The following is a 16,142-nucleotide window of genomic DNA, read 5'->3' as shown; positions in this document are numbered from 1 at the left end:
GCAATAGGTCTATTGTGATTGTATCATAATTTTTTATAGCACTAAGTAATTTTACTAAATTATTATCAGGATAATTTAAAATTTGCAGGAAAGTACAAAACGTCATTGCAAGGAGCTTAAGTAGCATTGAAGTAATCCATAAGAAGTAACCAAAAATGGATTGCTTCGTTGGCTTACGCCTCCTCGCAATGACGTTTTTACCCTGTCATTCCCGCGTAGGCGGGAATCTAGACCCTGCCCCAAAGCAGGGGTGACACAAAAATGGATTGCTTCGTCGCAATGACGTCGGTTGTTTTTTCCTACGATTTCTAAACTACTCTGAAATTATATTACTTAAATATACTTGTTTTTATAGCAGTTATTGTATATTCTTCCTAATAAATTCATGTCCTTAATAGTTAATTTGGGACTAGATTTTAGATAAGTGATAATAATAAAGTAATAATAATATGAAAATTTCAGCAAATGCTATTAGAGCTGGCAACATTATAGTATATAATAATGAGCTATGGGTTGTGCATAAAACGCCTGAACATACTAAACCCGGTAAAGGTGGGGCTTATGTACAAGTAGAGATGAAAAATTTTAAAACTGGTACAAAGCTTAACGAGCGGTTTAATTCATCTGATTATGTTGAAAAAGCACAACTTGATACCAAAGATTTACAATTCCTCTATTTTGAGGAAGATAATCTAGTGTTAATGGATAATGAGACCTTTGAGCAAATTTTAATTAATAAGTCAATTCTTGGTGAAAGTTTGCCATTCCTTGAAGATAATATGGTATTAAAGGTACAGTTTTATGAGGAAAAAGCTTTAAGTGCTGAATTACCACAAACCGTTATTGCTGAAATTATGCAAACTGATCCCGTAATTAAAGGGGCTATGGTCACATCTTCTTACAAACCAGCAATTTTAACTAATGGAGTAAAGGTAATGGTACCACCTTACTTAGTGGTAGGTGAAAAAATAGTGGTAAAAATTGAAGATATTAGCTTTGTTGAAAGAGCTAAGTAACGTTTTATGCAACAACCGATAACCAGTTTACTTATTGCTGCTTCACGTAAAGCTGTTAAATTTTTTCATAGAGATTTTTTGGAGCTAGGAATGCTTCAAAGGTCTAGTAAAGGAAATTATGATTTTTGTAATAAAGCTTATGTTAAAGCACAAGATTTATTACGTAATGAGTTGCAAAAATATACAAGTGCGTTATTCTTTCCAGAGGATAAGTTTAAACTAGATAATAGTGAAGAGATGGTTTTACTAATAAATCCGCTGGATGGTTTTAGTAATTTAGAAAAGAGCCTACCATTTTTTGCTGTATCTATAACGTGTTTAAAGAAGATTAATCAAATTTTAACTACGATATGTACGGTGATAAATTTTCCAGCTTTTGATGAGATTTATTATGTTGAAAAAGGAAGAGGGGTATGGTCAGAAAATAATACTAGTAACAATAGTAGATTAAGGGTTTCTGGTTGTAGTAGTGTTGATAATTTTCTAATCGCTACCGATGATCTTAATATCAACCCAGTTTTTTTGAAAAATGCTAGGGTTTTTGGTTGTCACTGCTATGGAATGTTACTACTAGCCGCTGGTAAGATCGATGCTGTTTATTTTTCGTCATTAAATTATACTTTAAAAGCCGCTTTTGATCTAATCATCCGAGAAGCAGGTGGAGCAATAATAAATAAGGATGAAATGTTTGTTGCTACTAATTGTGAACTTTCTAAAAAATTTGAACATTTATTAGCAGAAAAAACATCTATTTAAAAAATATTTTATTTTTATTTTTTTGTTATATCATGTACATTAAGGTAACCCCAAAGTCATTGCGAGACCACGCAAGTAGGTCAAAGCAATCCATTTCTAACCATTTTCTTGGATTGCTTCGTCGGCTCACGCCTCCTCTCAATGACGAGTTATAGACGTATACGTCATTGCGAGACCACATAGTGGGATTTTTAATAGTTTGATATTATGTTATGAAAAAATTTACTGTTAATTGTGATTTCGGTGGGCAAATGGCACCGTTTACCATATATGTAGGGCAACCTGAGCCGGGACATCATCCCTTACATTTTCAGGATGACTGGTTATCAAAGCAACGTGGTGGAAAAATACCCACAGAGGTAATGGATGCAATCACTAAACTACAAGAACTGGCTAATAAGAATAATGTATTACTTGAAGAATTATGTGTGTATGCTCTTGGTTCAGCCCAAGAAGAGGACGATAGAGCTGAAAAAAATGAAGAATCAGAAAGTAATAATGATATTAGCGATGATATAAAGTGACAGGACGAAAAAGTTAGATGTCACCCCTGCGAAATCAGGGATCTTAGATTCTCGCCTACGCGAGAATGACAAAGAAGACGGATGTCACCCCTGCGTAAGCAGGGGTCTAGATTCTCGAGAAAGCAAGAATTACATCATGTAATCGGATTAGCTATAGTAATAAAAAAAAATAAAAATAAAATGCAATTACCTATTAGTGTCATTAATAATATAATGTATAATAACAATATTGCCAAAAGTAAATAATACAAATTAGAGAGTGAGAATGAAGCAATATAATGATTTGTCGAAGATTATTCATCGAGAAGGCTACATATTTATTGTAAGCTTTGCTGTGATAACTTTTTTACTCTTTACTGTCAATAATACCTGTGGGTATATAGTATTGGTTATGACAATTTGGTGTGTATATTTTTTTAGAAATCCGGATCGATTTACCCCGATTAGTGACGATTTGGTGGTTAGCCCAGCAGACGGAATAGTACAAAAAATAACTGAAGCAGTTCCGCCGATAGAACTTGGTCTTGGTGATCAGGAGATGATTAGAGTTAGTATTTTTTTGAATATTTTTAATATTCATGTAAATCGTATTCCAGCTAACGGTAAGATTTTATCTCTACATTATAATCCAGGAAAGTTTTTTAATGCTTCTCTTGATAAAGCCAGTATCTATAATGAACGTCAATCTGTTTTAATGGAAACAAAAAGTGGGCATAAAATTGCTTTTGTCCAAATAGCAGGATTAATAGCCAGAAGGATATTATGTGACTTAGAAGAAGATACTGAGGTTAGAATTGGTGATAGATATGGTATTATCCGTTTTGGTAGTAGAGCGGACGTTTATTTGCCACTTAAAACTGCCCTTTGTGTTACTGAAGGGCAAACTGCAGTTGGTGGAGAAACTATTATTGCTGATTTTAAGAACAAAAAAACATCTGAACTTAAATTTGAAAGAAGGTGAGGCTATTGCTACTTTAATGTAAGTATATAGGTATAAATTGATTAGAATACGCAAAGTTAGAATAACAAAACCAATTCCGTTTATAAAATTGCTTCCTAATTTTATCACTCTATTGGGGCTTGTGATTGGTATTAGTGCCATTAAATTTGGATTGGATGGTATATGGGAAAGGGCTGTATATTGTACCTTAGTTGCTGCTATAATAGATGGAATTGATGGTAGGATAGCACGGATGCTAAATGCTACTAGTCCTTTTGGTGCTGAACTGGACTCATTATGTGATTTTGCTAATTTTGGAGTAGTGCCGGCTTGTCTTGTATATTTATGGTCTTTTCAACAATATGAATATAAAGTATTTTCATGGGGAACTATATTGCTATTTATCGTATGTATGGCATTAAGGCTTGCAAGATTTAATACTGCTATTTTTCATGAGGCAAATAATAAGAAACTAGAATATTTTTTTACTGGTGTACCTGCTCCTTGTGGAGCTTTACTTGCTCTAATTCCCATGATTCTAGATTTTGAAGTGAGTGGCATTTTAGGTATCAATATTCGTACCCATACCATTATAATAGGTCTATATATTGTGGTAATTGCTTTTTTACTGGCTAGTAGGTTGCCAACATTTTCAACAAAAAATATTAAGATAAAACACGAATATTTATCATTAGCCATGATGGTGTTTGCTGTTATCATCATAAGTCTTATTATATATCCATGGTATTTATTACCATTCATTGCCTCTATATATATTTTGTCTATACCAATTTGCTGTTTTATTAGTAAGAAAATTTAAATTATGTTAGAAGCTTTTGAAAAATATAAGTCTCATCCATTTTTTAAATATTTTCTAGTTTTGTTCAGTGTAATAGTTGTATATCTAGCTTATAATATTTATATTTGGAGTCATACAGAGTCGACTGATAATGCATATATTGAGGCAGACATATCTAGCGTTAGTTCTGAGATTAGTGGAGTGATTAAGAATGTATTGATTTCAGATAATATGAGAGTAAAAAAAGGTGACCTTATTGCTGAAATCGATGATCAGGATTATAAGTCACGCCTTGCGTCGCTTGAATCTTCTATTAATGCATCTATTAAAAATATAGAAATCATAGAACAAAAAACTTTAATCACACAATTTAATTTACAACAAAGTAAAGAGGCTGTTGATTTTGCTAATACTAATTTGGAAATTAATTCAACTGAGTATACAAGAGTTCAAGAACTTAACAAAGGGAATTTTTCTAGTAAGAAGACATTAGATGAATCTAGAATGTCTTTTACTAAAGCAAAAACTGATTATAATCAAGCAAAGTTAAACTTGCAAATAGCCCAGCAAAAATTACTACTTTTAGCTTTGCAAAAAACTGCTGAAGAAGAAAAATTGAAAGGGTTATTGCAAGATAAAAATATAATAGCCAGGAGTGTAGTAAATACCAAAATTACAGCTCCGGTTAATGGAATAATAGCAAATAGTAGTTTGCAGGTAGGAAATTTCATTAGCCCGGGTAGGGTATTATTTTTTGTTGTACAGGATGAACGAATATATGTAAAAGCTAATTTTAAAGAAACACAAATTGCTAAATTTCAGTCAGGGCAAAAAGTTAAATTACAGTTTGATTCTTTACCCAAAAAAGTTATATATGGTATAATACGTAACGTATCACCAGCTACCGGCTCGAAATTTAGTCTAATTCCCAGTGATAATGCAACTGGGAATTTTACTAAGATTGTTCAACGGGTTCCTGTATTAATAGATTTTGAGGTTCCTAAAAATGGTACTAGTAATTTGATGCCAGGAATGTCTGTGATAGTTTCGGTTAGGACTGATGAGACGTAAGTATTCACGAAAAAAAGTTAAAATACAAATGTCTATTAGCGAGGCTTGCAATATCTTTTAACGTCATTGCGAGCGAACGTATTTGAGCGTGGCAAGCCACACATTTATTAGATTGGATTGCTTCACCGACCTACGTTCTCCTCGCAATGACGTTTGAGGCTTTTTACTCCTTGCTAATAGACGTCTTGTACTTTAACTTTTTTCCGTAAACATTCACTTTATAATTACTGTCAAATATCTACTAGTTCTTGATAGGTTACTTCCAAAACCTCATAAGATTTTGAACCTTTAGGAATTGTCACTTCTACTACATCTCCAACTCCTTTACCGATGAGAGCCTTAGCAATTGGCGATACTATCGATACTCTTTTTTTAGTTATATCTGCTTCATATTCTCCAACAATATGGTACACAACTACTTCTTCTGTTTCGTCATCGATCAACTTAACTGTGGCACCAAATTTTATGCTGTCACCTGAGAGCTTTGAGGTATCAATAATTTCCGCCCTTGCCATTTTATCTTCAAGATCTAAAATACGACCTTCAATAAAACTTTGTTTTTCCCTTGCTGCATGATATTCTGCATTCTCAGATAAATCTCCAAAATCTCTAGCTGTTGCTATAGCCTCAATTATTTTTGGTCTTTCTACATGTTTAAGGTGCTTGATTTCTTTCTCTAGACTATCGAACCCTTTATGTGTAATAGGAAATTTTGTCATAATAATATGTCTTGTCTAAGTTAAGTTTTCTAGTATATTTGTTGTGTTAAACTTTGTCAAACAGCCCTTTTAGATTATCATGCAAACTAAAATATTTAAATTTGAGATACAACGTAAAACTTTCCATTTATATAGCTTAATTATACCGCTTTTTTATTTATTTTCATCTAAATTAGTTGTTACTACACTATTATTTTTACTTACCGCCTGTGTATTATATATAGATATTGCCAGGAACTACAATTTATATGTTAAGAAATTTACAGATAGATTTCTTAGAAAGTTTATGAGACCCGAGGAACGGAGTGGTTCATTCAGACTAAGTGGTGGCAGTTTTATGGCAATTGGATTTTTTTTGACAGCTCTTTTATTTTCAAAAGGTTTAGCGATTTCATCTTGGTTGATATTGATAATAGCTGATTGTCTTGCTGCGTTAGTTGGTACCAAAATAGGTAAGCCTTTAGAAAATGGTAAATCATTGGAAGGTTCTATTGCCTTTCTAACTTCTGCAATTTTTATTAGTATGTTAGTGTATTTTTTCATTGGCTATCATACTAGTTTTACTGTTATCATAATTAGTTCTGTAGTTACTACTATTGGTGAATTTTATGCAAAAGATTTATTGATCAACGATAATTTATTAATACCTCTTACTTACTGCTTTTCTACGATTATATTCACCTTTATTTTAGGTTTATGAGAATTCCATTAGAATTTTATGAACTTCTTAGAACCCGGATTAATTTATCAGATATTGTTCGGCAGAAAGTAGTTTTAACTAAAAAATCTGGAAATTACCTAGGGCTGTGTCCTTTTCATGTTGAAAAATCTCCATCATTCACTGTAAATGATGCCAAGAGATTTTATTATTGTTTTGGCTGCACTGTTCACGGAGATGTTATAAAATTTGTTGCTAGTCTTAGCGGTTTATCTTACAAAGAGGCGGCTATTAAACTTGCCAATGATTATGGCATTGAATTGCCTAAATTAACCGTAGAGCAACAAAAATTGCATGAAGAATCGGATGAACTACTTGATATCTTAGAGATGGCAGCAAGGTTTTTTACCTCACAATTGTCACAAGAAGTATGTAATTATTTACGTGACCGCGGTATTAGTAAAGAGTCAATTAAAGAATTTTCCATTGGTTTTGCTCCTCCGGCTAAGGAATTGCAGAAATTTTTTGAAAAAAAATCAATATCTTTGAAAAAACTTCAAAAAGCAGGCTTAGTGGGCAAGGGAAATGATGGTACAATGTATGAGATATTTTATAACCGGATAATTTTTCCGATTAGGAATATTTATAACAAGGTAATTGGGTTCGGGGGACGAGTAATTGGTAATGGATTGCCTAAATATTTAAATTCTCCGGAAACCATATTATTTCAGAAAAATGAAACATTATATGGAGAGAATAATGCGATTAGTGTTGCTTATAAGAAAAACCATTCAATTTTGGTTGAGGGGTACTTAGATGTTATTGCCTTGCATCAAGCTGGTTTTAAAGAGACAGTAGCAAGTCTTGGTACTGCGGTTACAGAGAATCATTTGCAGAAATTATGGCGTGCCGGAGATGAAATAGCACTTTGTTTAGATGGTGATATGGCGGGGATAAAAGCTACTCAGCGAGTAATTAACCTAGTATTGCCATTGATAAATGGTAATAAGAAAATTTCCTTTGTGATGTTACCTGGCGGCAGTGATCCTAATGATATTATCAATAAAGATGGGGCAGGGGGCTTTACCAAAATTTTTGATAAAAGGATTAATCTATCCGAAATGATTTGGCGTTCCGAATATGAAGGTAAGATTTTTGCAACCCCGGAAGATAAAGCTATTTTGGAAAAGAATCTTGAAGATTATTGTAAGCAAATAAAAGATAGGACTCTTAGCCATAATTACTATAGATATTTTAAAGAGCAAATATGGCAAAATTTAATTAAACGCCAAAGTAAAGGGATTGCAAAAAATTCAAATGTAATATTTTCAGCTCCAGACTATTCAGAAATTGAGATGTTAGAACAAGTTTTTTGTATGATGTTAGTAAAATTTCCAGAGATAGTTAAAAAGCAAGAAATAAAGGGTTTTTTATTAACGTTACATTTTCAAAATAAAATGCTTGAAGATTTTCGTGATTGGTATTTTGCAGAGATTATTAGCAATGATATGTTAGATCAGGAGAATATTATTGATTTGGCAGAAAAAGCTGGATTTTATGAGACTTTTTCGCTATTGTCAAAACCTAATAATCTATTCCTAGATATATCATTTAATAAGAATGATATAGATTCTGAGTTGCTTTGGCAATGGTTGCATAAGAAACATCACCTAGTACTATTAAAACAAGAATATAGTTCCATTATTCAAAATGGAACGGATGAAGAATTGAAAAAAGCTATGCTATACCGAGAAGAAATTATGAAGGTCTCTAAAGAACTTTATAATCTAAACGAATCTTTTACTAATTGACTTAAGGTTTATAAATTATGACAGAAGTGAAAAAGAATATAGATGAAAAAGGCGAAGCAGTTGATAACTTAGTTAAATCAGCCAAAGCAAAAGGTAAGGCAGTTACTTATTATGATATAAATAAAGTTATTCCAATCACTAATAATATATCAGTAAATGATCTAGAAAAGGTAATATCAAAGTTTTCTGAGGCTGGAGTTGATATTATAGAAGGTGATGAAGATGAGATTAAACTTGATATTAATGTAGATGAAGAATTTAAACTATCTAATAATGTTGATAGTGAGACTGAAGATGACAGTGAAGAAGAAAATATAGGCTCAACCGATGATCCAGTAAGATTATATTTACGAGATATGGGCGGAGTAGGACTCTTTTCTCGTGAGGCTGAAATAGAAGTAGCTCAAGATATTGAGGAAGGTAAAGAGATAATGGTTAAGTCACTTTGTGAAAATCCAATATCGATGAAATTCTTTATTAAATGGCATGAGGATTTAGCTAATGAAAAAATCTTACTTCGAGATTTGATTGATTTAGAAGCTAATATGGTTCACGAATATTGTGGTAATTCTGAAGAAAATCATAATAACGATCTGGAATCAGACCATGAAGAGCATGAAGAAGCTAGTAATTTATCAATAGCTACTATTGAATTACAGTTATTACCTGCTGTTGTCAAGCGTATGGAAAAAATTGCTAAACTTTCTGAAGAGTTGTTAGTTGAAGCAAAAAAACATTATGCACGTTATCCTCAACCTAAGGGGTTGCAAGATAACAAAAAATATGCCAAGAATTTACAATTAATAATTGTTGAAATTTCTGCTATCCATTTTCACTCTAAAAGAACGGAGGAAATTCTTAATAGAATATATAGTCTGAATAAAGAATTAGTGCATAAAGAAGGAAATTTTCTTAAATTAGCTGAAAAATATGGCGTAACTCGTCAATCTTTCCTAAGTGAATATATGGGAGCAGTAATTGATGAGAATTGGAAAAGGCAAATGCAAAAAAATAAAAATGCTAATTGGAGGAACTTCCTTGCTAAAGAATCTGATGTCACGGATCAAATGATTAGCGAATTAAGAAGCATGGAAGTGATTAGCGGTTTGCCAATTATTGAATTTAAAAAATTAGTGCATACCATACAAAAAGGTGAAAGACAGGTTCTTCGGGCAAAAAAGGCTATGATAGAAGCTAATCTTCGTCTAGTTATCTCGATTGCTAAAAAATATGCAAATCGTGGATTGCAGTTTTTAGATTTAATTCAGGAAGGAAATATTGGGTTAATGAAGGCAGTTGATAAATTTGAGTATCGTCGGGGGTATAAATTTTCTACTTATGCTACTTGGTGGATTAGGCAAGCTATTACTAGAGCCATTGCTGATCAAGCTAGAACCATACGTATTCCTGTACATATGATTGAAACGATCAACAAAATTATCCGTACTTCTAGGCAGATGCTGAACGAACTAGGTTATGAACCAACTCCAGCAGAAATTGCTGCTCGCCTTTCTATGCCAGTTGATAAAGTACGTAAAGTGATGAAGATAGCTAAAGAGCCAATTAGCTTGCAAAATCCAGTAGGAGATGATGATGGTAGTTATTTGGGAGACTTTATTGAAGACCCAAATGCTATATTACCACTTGATGCAGCAATTCAATCGAACTTACGAGAGGTTACCACTAGAGTATTAGCAACTCTTACTCCTCGTGAAGAAAGGGTTCTAAGGATGAGATTTGGTATAGGGATGAATACTGATCACACTTTGGAAGAAGTAGGGCAGCAATTCAATGTTACTAGGGAACGTATTAGGCAAATAGAATCCAAAGCACTGCGTAAATTAAAACATCCGACTAGATCTAAAAAACTTAGTAGCTTCCGGAGTGGTTCTAGAAAGCACAACAATTCTTCAGAATCTGCTTTTGGTGGCTAATTTACATAAGATTGTTTAATGATTTGTGTCCAAATATAATTGAATCCAAATCAATTAATTATTATTTGTTTACTTTCTAATAGAGATACCTTAATATTTACAAACATTAATTTTTATAAACAAAGCTTTATTTATGGTAAACTTACAAACCAAACTTAACTCATTAATGATTCAAAAAAATATCAATGCGGTAGAGATAGAGAAGAAAACTGGAATAAGTAGAAATACTGTTTATAGTATTTTGTACGGTAGTTCAAAAAACCCTAGTGCTACTAATTTACAATTAATTGCTAAGGCATTAGATGTTAATTTGGAAGCTCTTGTTGTTGATAACGCAGTAAACCTTGAGGTGATGACTGTTGATCAGATGAAAATCTTTAGCAAAGCCACTAGTTTAACTATTAATATATTAACTGAGAAAAATTTAAACTTTTCATTTGGCAATCTTACAGCCCTAATAAAAGAAGTATATGAATATGCTCTAAAAAAGCAGTCTGTTGATAATACATTTATAGATTGGATGATTGATAAATATCATAAACCTTAATCTTTCTTTGTGAGCGTTCACGGAGGTGAAACTTCTCCTTCAAATTCCTCAGCATAAGCGAGTTTTGCAAGGGGTCTAATATGTGTTATTTTATCAACTTTAATAGTATCATATGATACTATCATTTGCTATAAATAACATTAGATAACATAGATAATATTAGGTATGAATAATCAGCTGCAATTAATACCAAATTTTATTACTTTAGATAAGCTTGGTTATGGTATTGACATTCCAATAAGGTGTAGTAATAAAGCCAAACACATTGCCATTAAAATAAACCACAAAGGAGCTGAATTAGTTCTGCCTAATAAAAATTTTTATGCAGGATATAAATTTTTATTAGACAAAGAATCTTGGATAAGACGGAATTTACCAGACTATTCAAAACAAGACCCTATAGATAATAATACTATAACAGTCTTTGATAAAATGTACTCATTACTACATATTGATGCAGATTATAATAAAGTACAAATAGGAGAGGATATTATTCAGATATATTCTTTACCTTCTCAACACAAAAGTACTTTAACAAGGTTCTTGCAAGATAAATTGTTACTAGAAGCAGTAAACCTGGTGACTTTTCTAGGCAAAAAACATAATATAAATTTTAGTAAAATAAAAATTACGAATAATAAGAACAAATGGGGGAGTTGTTCCAGTAATGCTGTACTTGCTTTTAATTGGCGACTTATTTTTGCTCCAAAAAAAATATTAAAATACTTAGTGGTACATGAAATATGTCATATAATGGAAATGAATCACAGTAAACATTTCTGGCATTTAGTGGCAAGACTCTATCCGGATTATAAGTTGGCTAGATTATGGCTTAAGGAAAATGGCAATAAATTGCATCAATATCTACAATAGATTTAACCAAACTAATATTTTAGTAAATCTATTTGTTTTTGATAATTTTTTGATTGAAAAATAAAGTTACCTGATACTAAAAGATCAGCTCCTGCTTTGATACAATTTTTACCGGTAATATCATTTATTCCTCCATCGACAGAAAGCAATATATTTTTGCCGGAATTTTTAATCTTTTCTGAAATAATTTTTATTTTTTCTAACTGATTTTCTATAAATTTTTGACCAGAAAATCCAGGGTTTACAGTCATTACTAGTATCAAATCCAATTTATCAATAATATAATCTATATAATTTGGATTAGTGGAAGGAAGTAGTGCCACTCCCACTTTTACTCCTAAATTTTGAATAATGTCTAAAGTTCTGTCAAGATGAATAGTTGTTTCAGGGTGTATAGTGATAATATCTGCTCCACTATTCGCATAATCTTTAATTGAATATTCTGGGTTATTAATCATTAAATGTACATCAAATGGTAATGTAGTATGAGTTCTCAAGGATTTTATTATAGGATATCCAAATGTTAAATTAGGTACAAAATGTCCATCCATAACGTCTATATGAATCATATCAGCACCAGCTTTTTCCAAAGAACTAATTTCTTTTTGTAAATTAGCAAAATCTGCTGATAGTAAAGAAGGAGCAATCTTAATTATTTTCACTTTTATCCTTTAATATAAAATTTTTAAGTAAGCACATTACATTCTATAAAACTAATTCAGATAAATTTCTACTATCTTTTCGTCATTTTGTTATTATACTACGAGTTATGATTATAATGAACTATAATAGCCATATATGAGTCAACATATTGCAAATTCTTCTGATTCACTTGATGAAAAGCGTAATAATGCCCGTCAAGGGGGAGGAGAAGAAAGAATTACCTTACAACATAAGAAAGGTAAGCTCACTGCTAGAGAAAGAATAGAAGTGTTGCTAGACCCTGAGAGTTTTGAAGAAACAGGAATGTTCGTTGAACATAGATGTAGTAATTTTGGAATGGAAGAAAAAAAATTCCTAGGGGACGGTATAATAACTGGACATGGCACCATAAATGGTAGGTTAGTTTTTGTGTATAGCCAAGATTTCACGGTATTAGGTGGCTCTCTTGGTGAGTATCATGCTAAAAAAATATGCTCTATACTCGATTCTGCTTTGGCAGTAGGAGCACCAGTTATTGGGATAAATGATTCGGGAGGAGCAAGAATCCAGGAAGGAGTTGATGGTCTTGGTGGTTATGGTGAATTATTCCAACGCAATGTAATTGCTTCTGGTATTATTCCACAAATCACCTTAATTATGGGACCTTGTGCTGGAGGAGCTGTTTATTCTCCTGCCTTAACAGACTTTATCTTCATGGTTAAAAATACTTCTTATATGTTTGTAACCGGACCGGAGGTAATTAAGACTGTTACAGGTGAAGAAGTAAGTCAAGAACAACTTGGTGGTGCAAAGATGCATACTACCAAGAGTGGTGTTGCTGACTTTGCTTTTAAAAATGATATAGAACTACTTCTAGAAACTAGAAGATTCTTTAATTTTTTACCTCTATCAAATCGTAGTCCACTACCATGTCGTCGTACTGAAGATCCAGCCGATCGAGTTGATATGTCTCTAAACACCTTAGTCCCAAATATTCCAAACAAAGCTTACGATATGAAAGAATTAATTGAGCGTATTGTGGATGAAGGAGACTTTTTTGAGTTACAACCAGATTTTGCTAAAAACATTATAACCGGCTTTGGTTATATGGAAGGAAGGTCTATAGGATTTGTTGCGAATCAACCATTACATTTAGCTGGCTGTTTGGATATTAATGCATCAAGAAAGGCAGCAAGATTTGTACGTTTTTGTGATGCATTTAATATTCCGATAGTGACTTTAGTTGATGTCCCAGGCTTTTTACCTGGTATTGCTCAGGAGCATAACGGTATTATTAAACATGGTGCGAAATTATTATATGCATACGCTGAAGCAACTGTACCGAAAATTACCATAATTACTAGAAAAGCTTATGGTGGGGCTTATATCGTAATGAACTCAAAACATCTTCGTGGTGATGTCAATTATGCGTGGTTCAACTCGGAAATTTCAGTACTTGGAGCTGAAGGGGCTGCTGAAATAATATTTAAAGCAGAATGTAAAGACCCAGAATCGAAAAAACAAAAGATTCAGGAGTATAAAGATACAGTTACTTCTCCTTTCGTTGCAGCATCTAGAGGGTACCTAGACGATATTATTAAGCCTCAAAACACTAGATGGCGTATATGTAAAGCCCTAAACTTTCTTCAACACAAGAAAGTACAGTTACCATGGAAGAAACATGATAACTTACCGCTTTAGCATATTCTTCTATTTTAAAAAATTAACCAAGAATGCTAATCGGGTTAGCTATATAAAAATTAGTGAAATTATCTCTAATTATCTATTAGTGAGGAGCAGGACATCTGGTATAATGTCTAATATTATATTTAATTAAGCACGAGATTTTATGACTAAACCATTATTTGATAAAATTTTAATCGCCAATCGTGGTGAAATAGCTTTGAGAATAATGCGAACACTAAAAAAGATGGGTATTACATCAGTTGCTGTATATTCTGAAGCCGATACACACTCAATGCATGTACAATATGCTGATGAAGCTTATTATATTGGCAATTCCCCTGCTACTGAAAGTTATTTGTCGATTAAAAATATTATAAATGCTATTAGAACAAGTGGAGCTTCGGCGGTGCATCCAGGATATGGGTTTCTATCGGAAAATTCAAATTTTGCAAATATTTTAAAAAGGGAAGGAGTTACCTTAATAGGTCCAAACGCTTCTGCCATTAAGAAAATGGGTGATAAAATTGAAGCAAAAAAAATCGCTTTGGAAGCAGGAGTGAGTACAGTTCCTGGCTATATGGGTACTATCAGCAATGTAAACCAGGCAATAGAAATTGCAGAGGAAATAGGTTTCCCTATTATAGTTAAGGCAACAGCTGGCGGTGGCGGTCGTGGCATGAGAGTGGTAAAAAACTCTGAAGAAATGGCTAATGCTTTTGAATCAGCTAAGCTTGAAGCAGTAAATAATTTTAGTGATGGTAGATTATTCATTGAGAAATTAATTAAGTCTCCAAGGCATATTGAAGTTCAATTATTAGCTGATCAATATGGTAATAGTGTTTGTCTCGGTGAGCGAGAATGTTCAATTCAGCGTTATCATCAAAAAGTGATTGAAGAAGCTCCAAGTTCTTTTATTACTAAGGAAATACGACAAAAAATGTATAAAGAAACCATAGCTTTATCTAGTAAAGTTGGTTATTACTCTGCCGGTACAGTTGAATTTATAGTTGATTTAGATAAGAATTTTTATTTTCTTGAAATGAATACTAGACTACAAGTTGAGCATCCAGTAACTGAGCTGATAACTGGTATTGATATAGTAGAAGAGATGATAAAAATAGCGGCTGGTGAAAAATTATCATTTTCTCAAGAAGATATAAAATTAAAGGGGCATGCATTTGAATCGAGAATTTGTGCAGAAAACCCAATGCGTGGATTTTTGCCATCTAGTGGTAGAATTACTGAATATTCAGAACCGCCAAAAAATGCTAATATTCGTGTGGATACTGGTTTAGGGCTTGGAGGAGAAGTCAGTATGTTTTATGATCCAATGATTGCCAAACTTTGTACTTATGGAGAAACTAGAAAGCAAGCTATTGAAGTTATGCGTTCTGCTTTAAGTTCTTACATAATACAAGGCATTTCCCATAATATTAGTTTTTTGGAAGCGGTAATATCGCATCCTCGCTTTATAGCAGGTGATATAAATACCGCGTTTATCGAAGAAGAATATCCAGATGGTTTTTCTGGAGCAAGTTTAACTTCTGAAATTACTAAAATATTCCTTGCTACAGCCATTTTTGTTTATATTACCGAGCAAAAACGTGCCTCATTAATTTCTGGTCAAATAATCGATCAAACTCATAAAATTGGCACTAGATGGGTTGTATCAATTGATGATAAACTATTTCCAGTTTTAATTACACCAGTAGATTATGGTTATAATATAAGACAAGAAAATGATAGAATATACATACGTAGTAATTGGAACTTAGGTAGTAGACTTTTTTCCTGTATTGTAAATGGTAGAAAAGCCAATATAAAAATTCAAAATATCGTAACAGGTTATATGTTATCGCATTCAGGCATTACTGTTAAAGCTTATGTTCGTTCTCCAAGGATGTCTGAACTAGAAGCGTTGATGATTACCAAAAATATCCAAGAAGAGCAAACAGAGATGCAAGCTCCGCTTGCAGGACAAATTATTGCAATTAAAGTGCAGGAAGGTAGTGAGGTAATTGTTGGTCAAGAGATTATGGTTTTAACTGCTATGAAAATGGAAAATATACTTATTGCTGAGCGTAGTGGAAAAATTGCTAAAATCCTAGTTAATGAAAAGGAGCAGGTGGTTAGTGGTCAAGTATTACTAGAGTTCGTTTAGGTTAA

Annotated in this window: 15 protein-coding genes; 13 read left to right on the top strand and 2 right to left on the bottom strand. The window is 32.6% G+C overall.

Features of this window, described 5'->3' with window-relative positions; genetic code table 11:
• Positions 1-449 precede the first annotated feature (449 nt).
• The 6 genes from efp (at position 450) to ACFELW_RS04750 (ending at position 5,106) form a co-directional block, all read left to right on the top strand.
• Positions 450-1,016 carry an elongation factor P gene (gene efp, locus ACFELW_RS04775; protein ID WP_250311335.1) on the top strand — a complete coding sequence of 189 codons (567 nt, stop codon included), beginning with the start codon at positions 450-452 and terminating at the stop codon, positions 1,014-1,016.
• 6 nt (positions 1,017-1,022) lie between these two features.
• On the top strand, positions 1,023-1,772 hold the full coding sequence (locus ACFELW_RS04770) for an inositol monophosphatase family protein (protein WP_375329792.1): 750 nt from the start codon (positions 1,023-1,025) through the stop codon (positions 1,770-1,772).
• A 212-nt stretch (positions 1,773-1,984) separates the two neighbouring features.
• The gene (locus tag ACFELW_RS04765; RefSeq protein ID WP_341759108.1) at positions 1,985-2,296 is read left to right on the top strand and encodes a DUF2610 domain-containing protein; all 312 of its coding nucleotides are present in this window, start codon (positions 1,985-1,987) and stop codon (positions 2,294-2,296) included.
• Between the two features lie 265 nt (positions 2,297-2,561).
• Positions 2,562-3,257 carry a phosphatidylserine decarboxylase gene (locus ACFELW_RS04760; RefSeq protein ID WP_375329791.1) on the top strand — a complete coding sequence of 232 codons (696 nt, stop codon included), beginning with the start codon at positions 2,562-2,564 and terminating at the stop codon, positions 3,255-3,257.
• Between the two features lie 37 nt (positions 3,258-3,294).
• Entirely contained in the window at positions 3,295-4,056 is a 762-nt protein-coding gene (locus tag ACFELW_RS04755; RefSeq protein WP_341749569.1) for a CDP-alcohol phosphatidyltransferase family protein, read from the top strand.
• A gap of 3 nt (positions 4,057-4,059) precedes the next feature.
• Positions 4,060-5,106 (top strand): HlyD family secretion protein, encoded by a 1,047-nt coding sequence (locus ACFELW_RS04750; protein ID WP_375329790.1) that lies wholly within the window; start codon positions 4,060-4,062, stop codon positions 5,104-5,106.
• A 230-nt stretch (positions 5,107-5,336) separates the two neighbouring features.
• Here the strand turns inward: ACFELW_RS04750 and greA are convergent, their stop codons facing one another.
• Positions 5,337-5,828, bottom strand: a complete 492-nt coding sequence (greA, locus tag ACFELW_RS04745; RefSeq protein ID WP_375330518.1) for a transcription elongation factor GreA — start codon at positions 5,826-5,828, stop codon at positions 5,337-5,339.
• A 76-nt stretch (positions 5,829-5,904) separates the two neighbouring features.
• Here greA and ACFELW_RS04740 point away from each other — a divergent pair, with 76 nt between their 5' ends.
• The 5 genes from ACFELW_RS04740 to ACFELW_RS04720 all read left to right on the top strand — a co-directional run bounded on the left by ACFELW_RS04740 (position 5,905) and on the right by ACFELW_RS04720 (position 11,648).
• The gene (locus ACFELW_RS04740) at positions 5,905-6,525 is read left to right on the top strand and encodes a diacylglycerol/polyprenol kinase family protein (protein WP_375329789.1); all 621 of its coding nucleotides are present in this window, start codon (positions 5,905-5,907) and stop codon (positions 6,523-6,525) included.
• On the top strand, positions 6,522-8,294 hold the full coding sequence (gene dnaG / locus ACFELW_RS04735) for a DNA primase (protein WP_375329788.1): 1,773 nt from the start codon (positions 6,522-6,524) through the stop codon (positions 8,292-8,294). The genes ACFELW_RS04740 and dnaG overlap by 4 nt, the downstream gene beginning before the upstream one ends.
• Before the next feature lie 17 nt (positions 8,295-8,311).
• The gene (rpoD, locus tag ACFELW_RS04730; RefSeq protein ID WP_375329787.1) at positions 8,312-10,228 is read left to right on the top strand and encodes an RNA polymerase sigma factor RpoD; all 1,917 of its coding nucleotides are present in this window, start codon (positions 8,312-8,314) and stop codon (positions 10,226-10,228) included.
• 133 nt (positions 10,229-10,361) lie between these two features.
• The gene (locus ACFELW_RS04725; protein WP_375329786.1) at positions 10,362-10,775 is read left to right on the top strand and encodes a helix-turn-helix domain-containing protein; all 414 of its coding nucleotides are present in this window, start codon (positions 10,362-10,364) and stop codon (positions 10,773-10,775) included.
• Positions 10,776-10,940: 165 nt separating this feature from the next.
• Positions 10,941-11,648 (top strand): M48 family metallopeptidase, encoded by a 708-nt coding sequence (locus tag ACFELW_RS04720; protein WP_375329785.1) that lies wholly within the window; start codon positions 10,941-10,943, stop codon positions 11,646-11,648.
• A gap of 11 nt (positions 11,649-11,659) precedes the next feature.
• On the opposite strand, the gene rpe is transcribed toward ACFELW_RS04720, so the two are convergent.
• The gene (gene rpe / locus ACFELW_RS04715; protein ID WP_341759101.1) at positions 11,660-12,310 is read right to left on the bottom strand and encodes a ribulose-phosphate 3-epimerase; all 651 of its coding nucleotides are present in this window, start codon (positions 12,308-12,310) and stop codon (positions 11,660-11,662) included.
• A 136-nt stretch (positions 12,311-12,446) separates the two neighbouring features.
• Between rpe and ACFELW_RS04710 the strand changes: the two genes are divergently transcribed.
• Both ACFELW_RS04710 and ACFELW_RS04705 read left to right on the top strand, forming a co-directional pair.
• On the top strand, positions 12,447-13,991 hold the full coding sequence (locus ACFELW_RS04710; protein ID WP_375329784.1) for an acyl-CoA carboxylase subunit beta: 1,545 nt from the start codon (positions 12,447-12,449) through the stop codon (positions 13,989-13,991).
• A 148-nt stretch (positions 13,992-14,139) separates the two neighbouring features.
• Positions 14,140-16,137, top strand: a complete 1,998-nt coding sequence (locus ACFELW_RS04705) for an acetyl-CoA carboxylase biotin carboxylase subunit (protein WP_375329783.1) — start codon at positions 14,140-14,142, stop codon at positions 16,135-16,137.
• Positions 16,138-16,142 lie beyond the last annotated feature (5 nt).

This window comes from Candidatus Tisiphia endosymbiont of Nemotelus uliginosus (genome assembly GCF_964264755.1).
Taxonomy (GTDB): domain Bacteria; phylum Pseudomonadota; class Alphaproteobacteria; order Rickettsiales; family Rickettsiaceae; genus Tisiphia.
The sequence above is the reverse complement of the archived record's forward strand: the minus strand, read 5'-3'. Positions and strand labels throughout refer to the sequence as shown.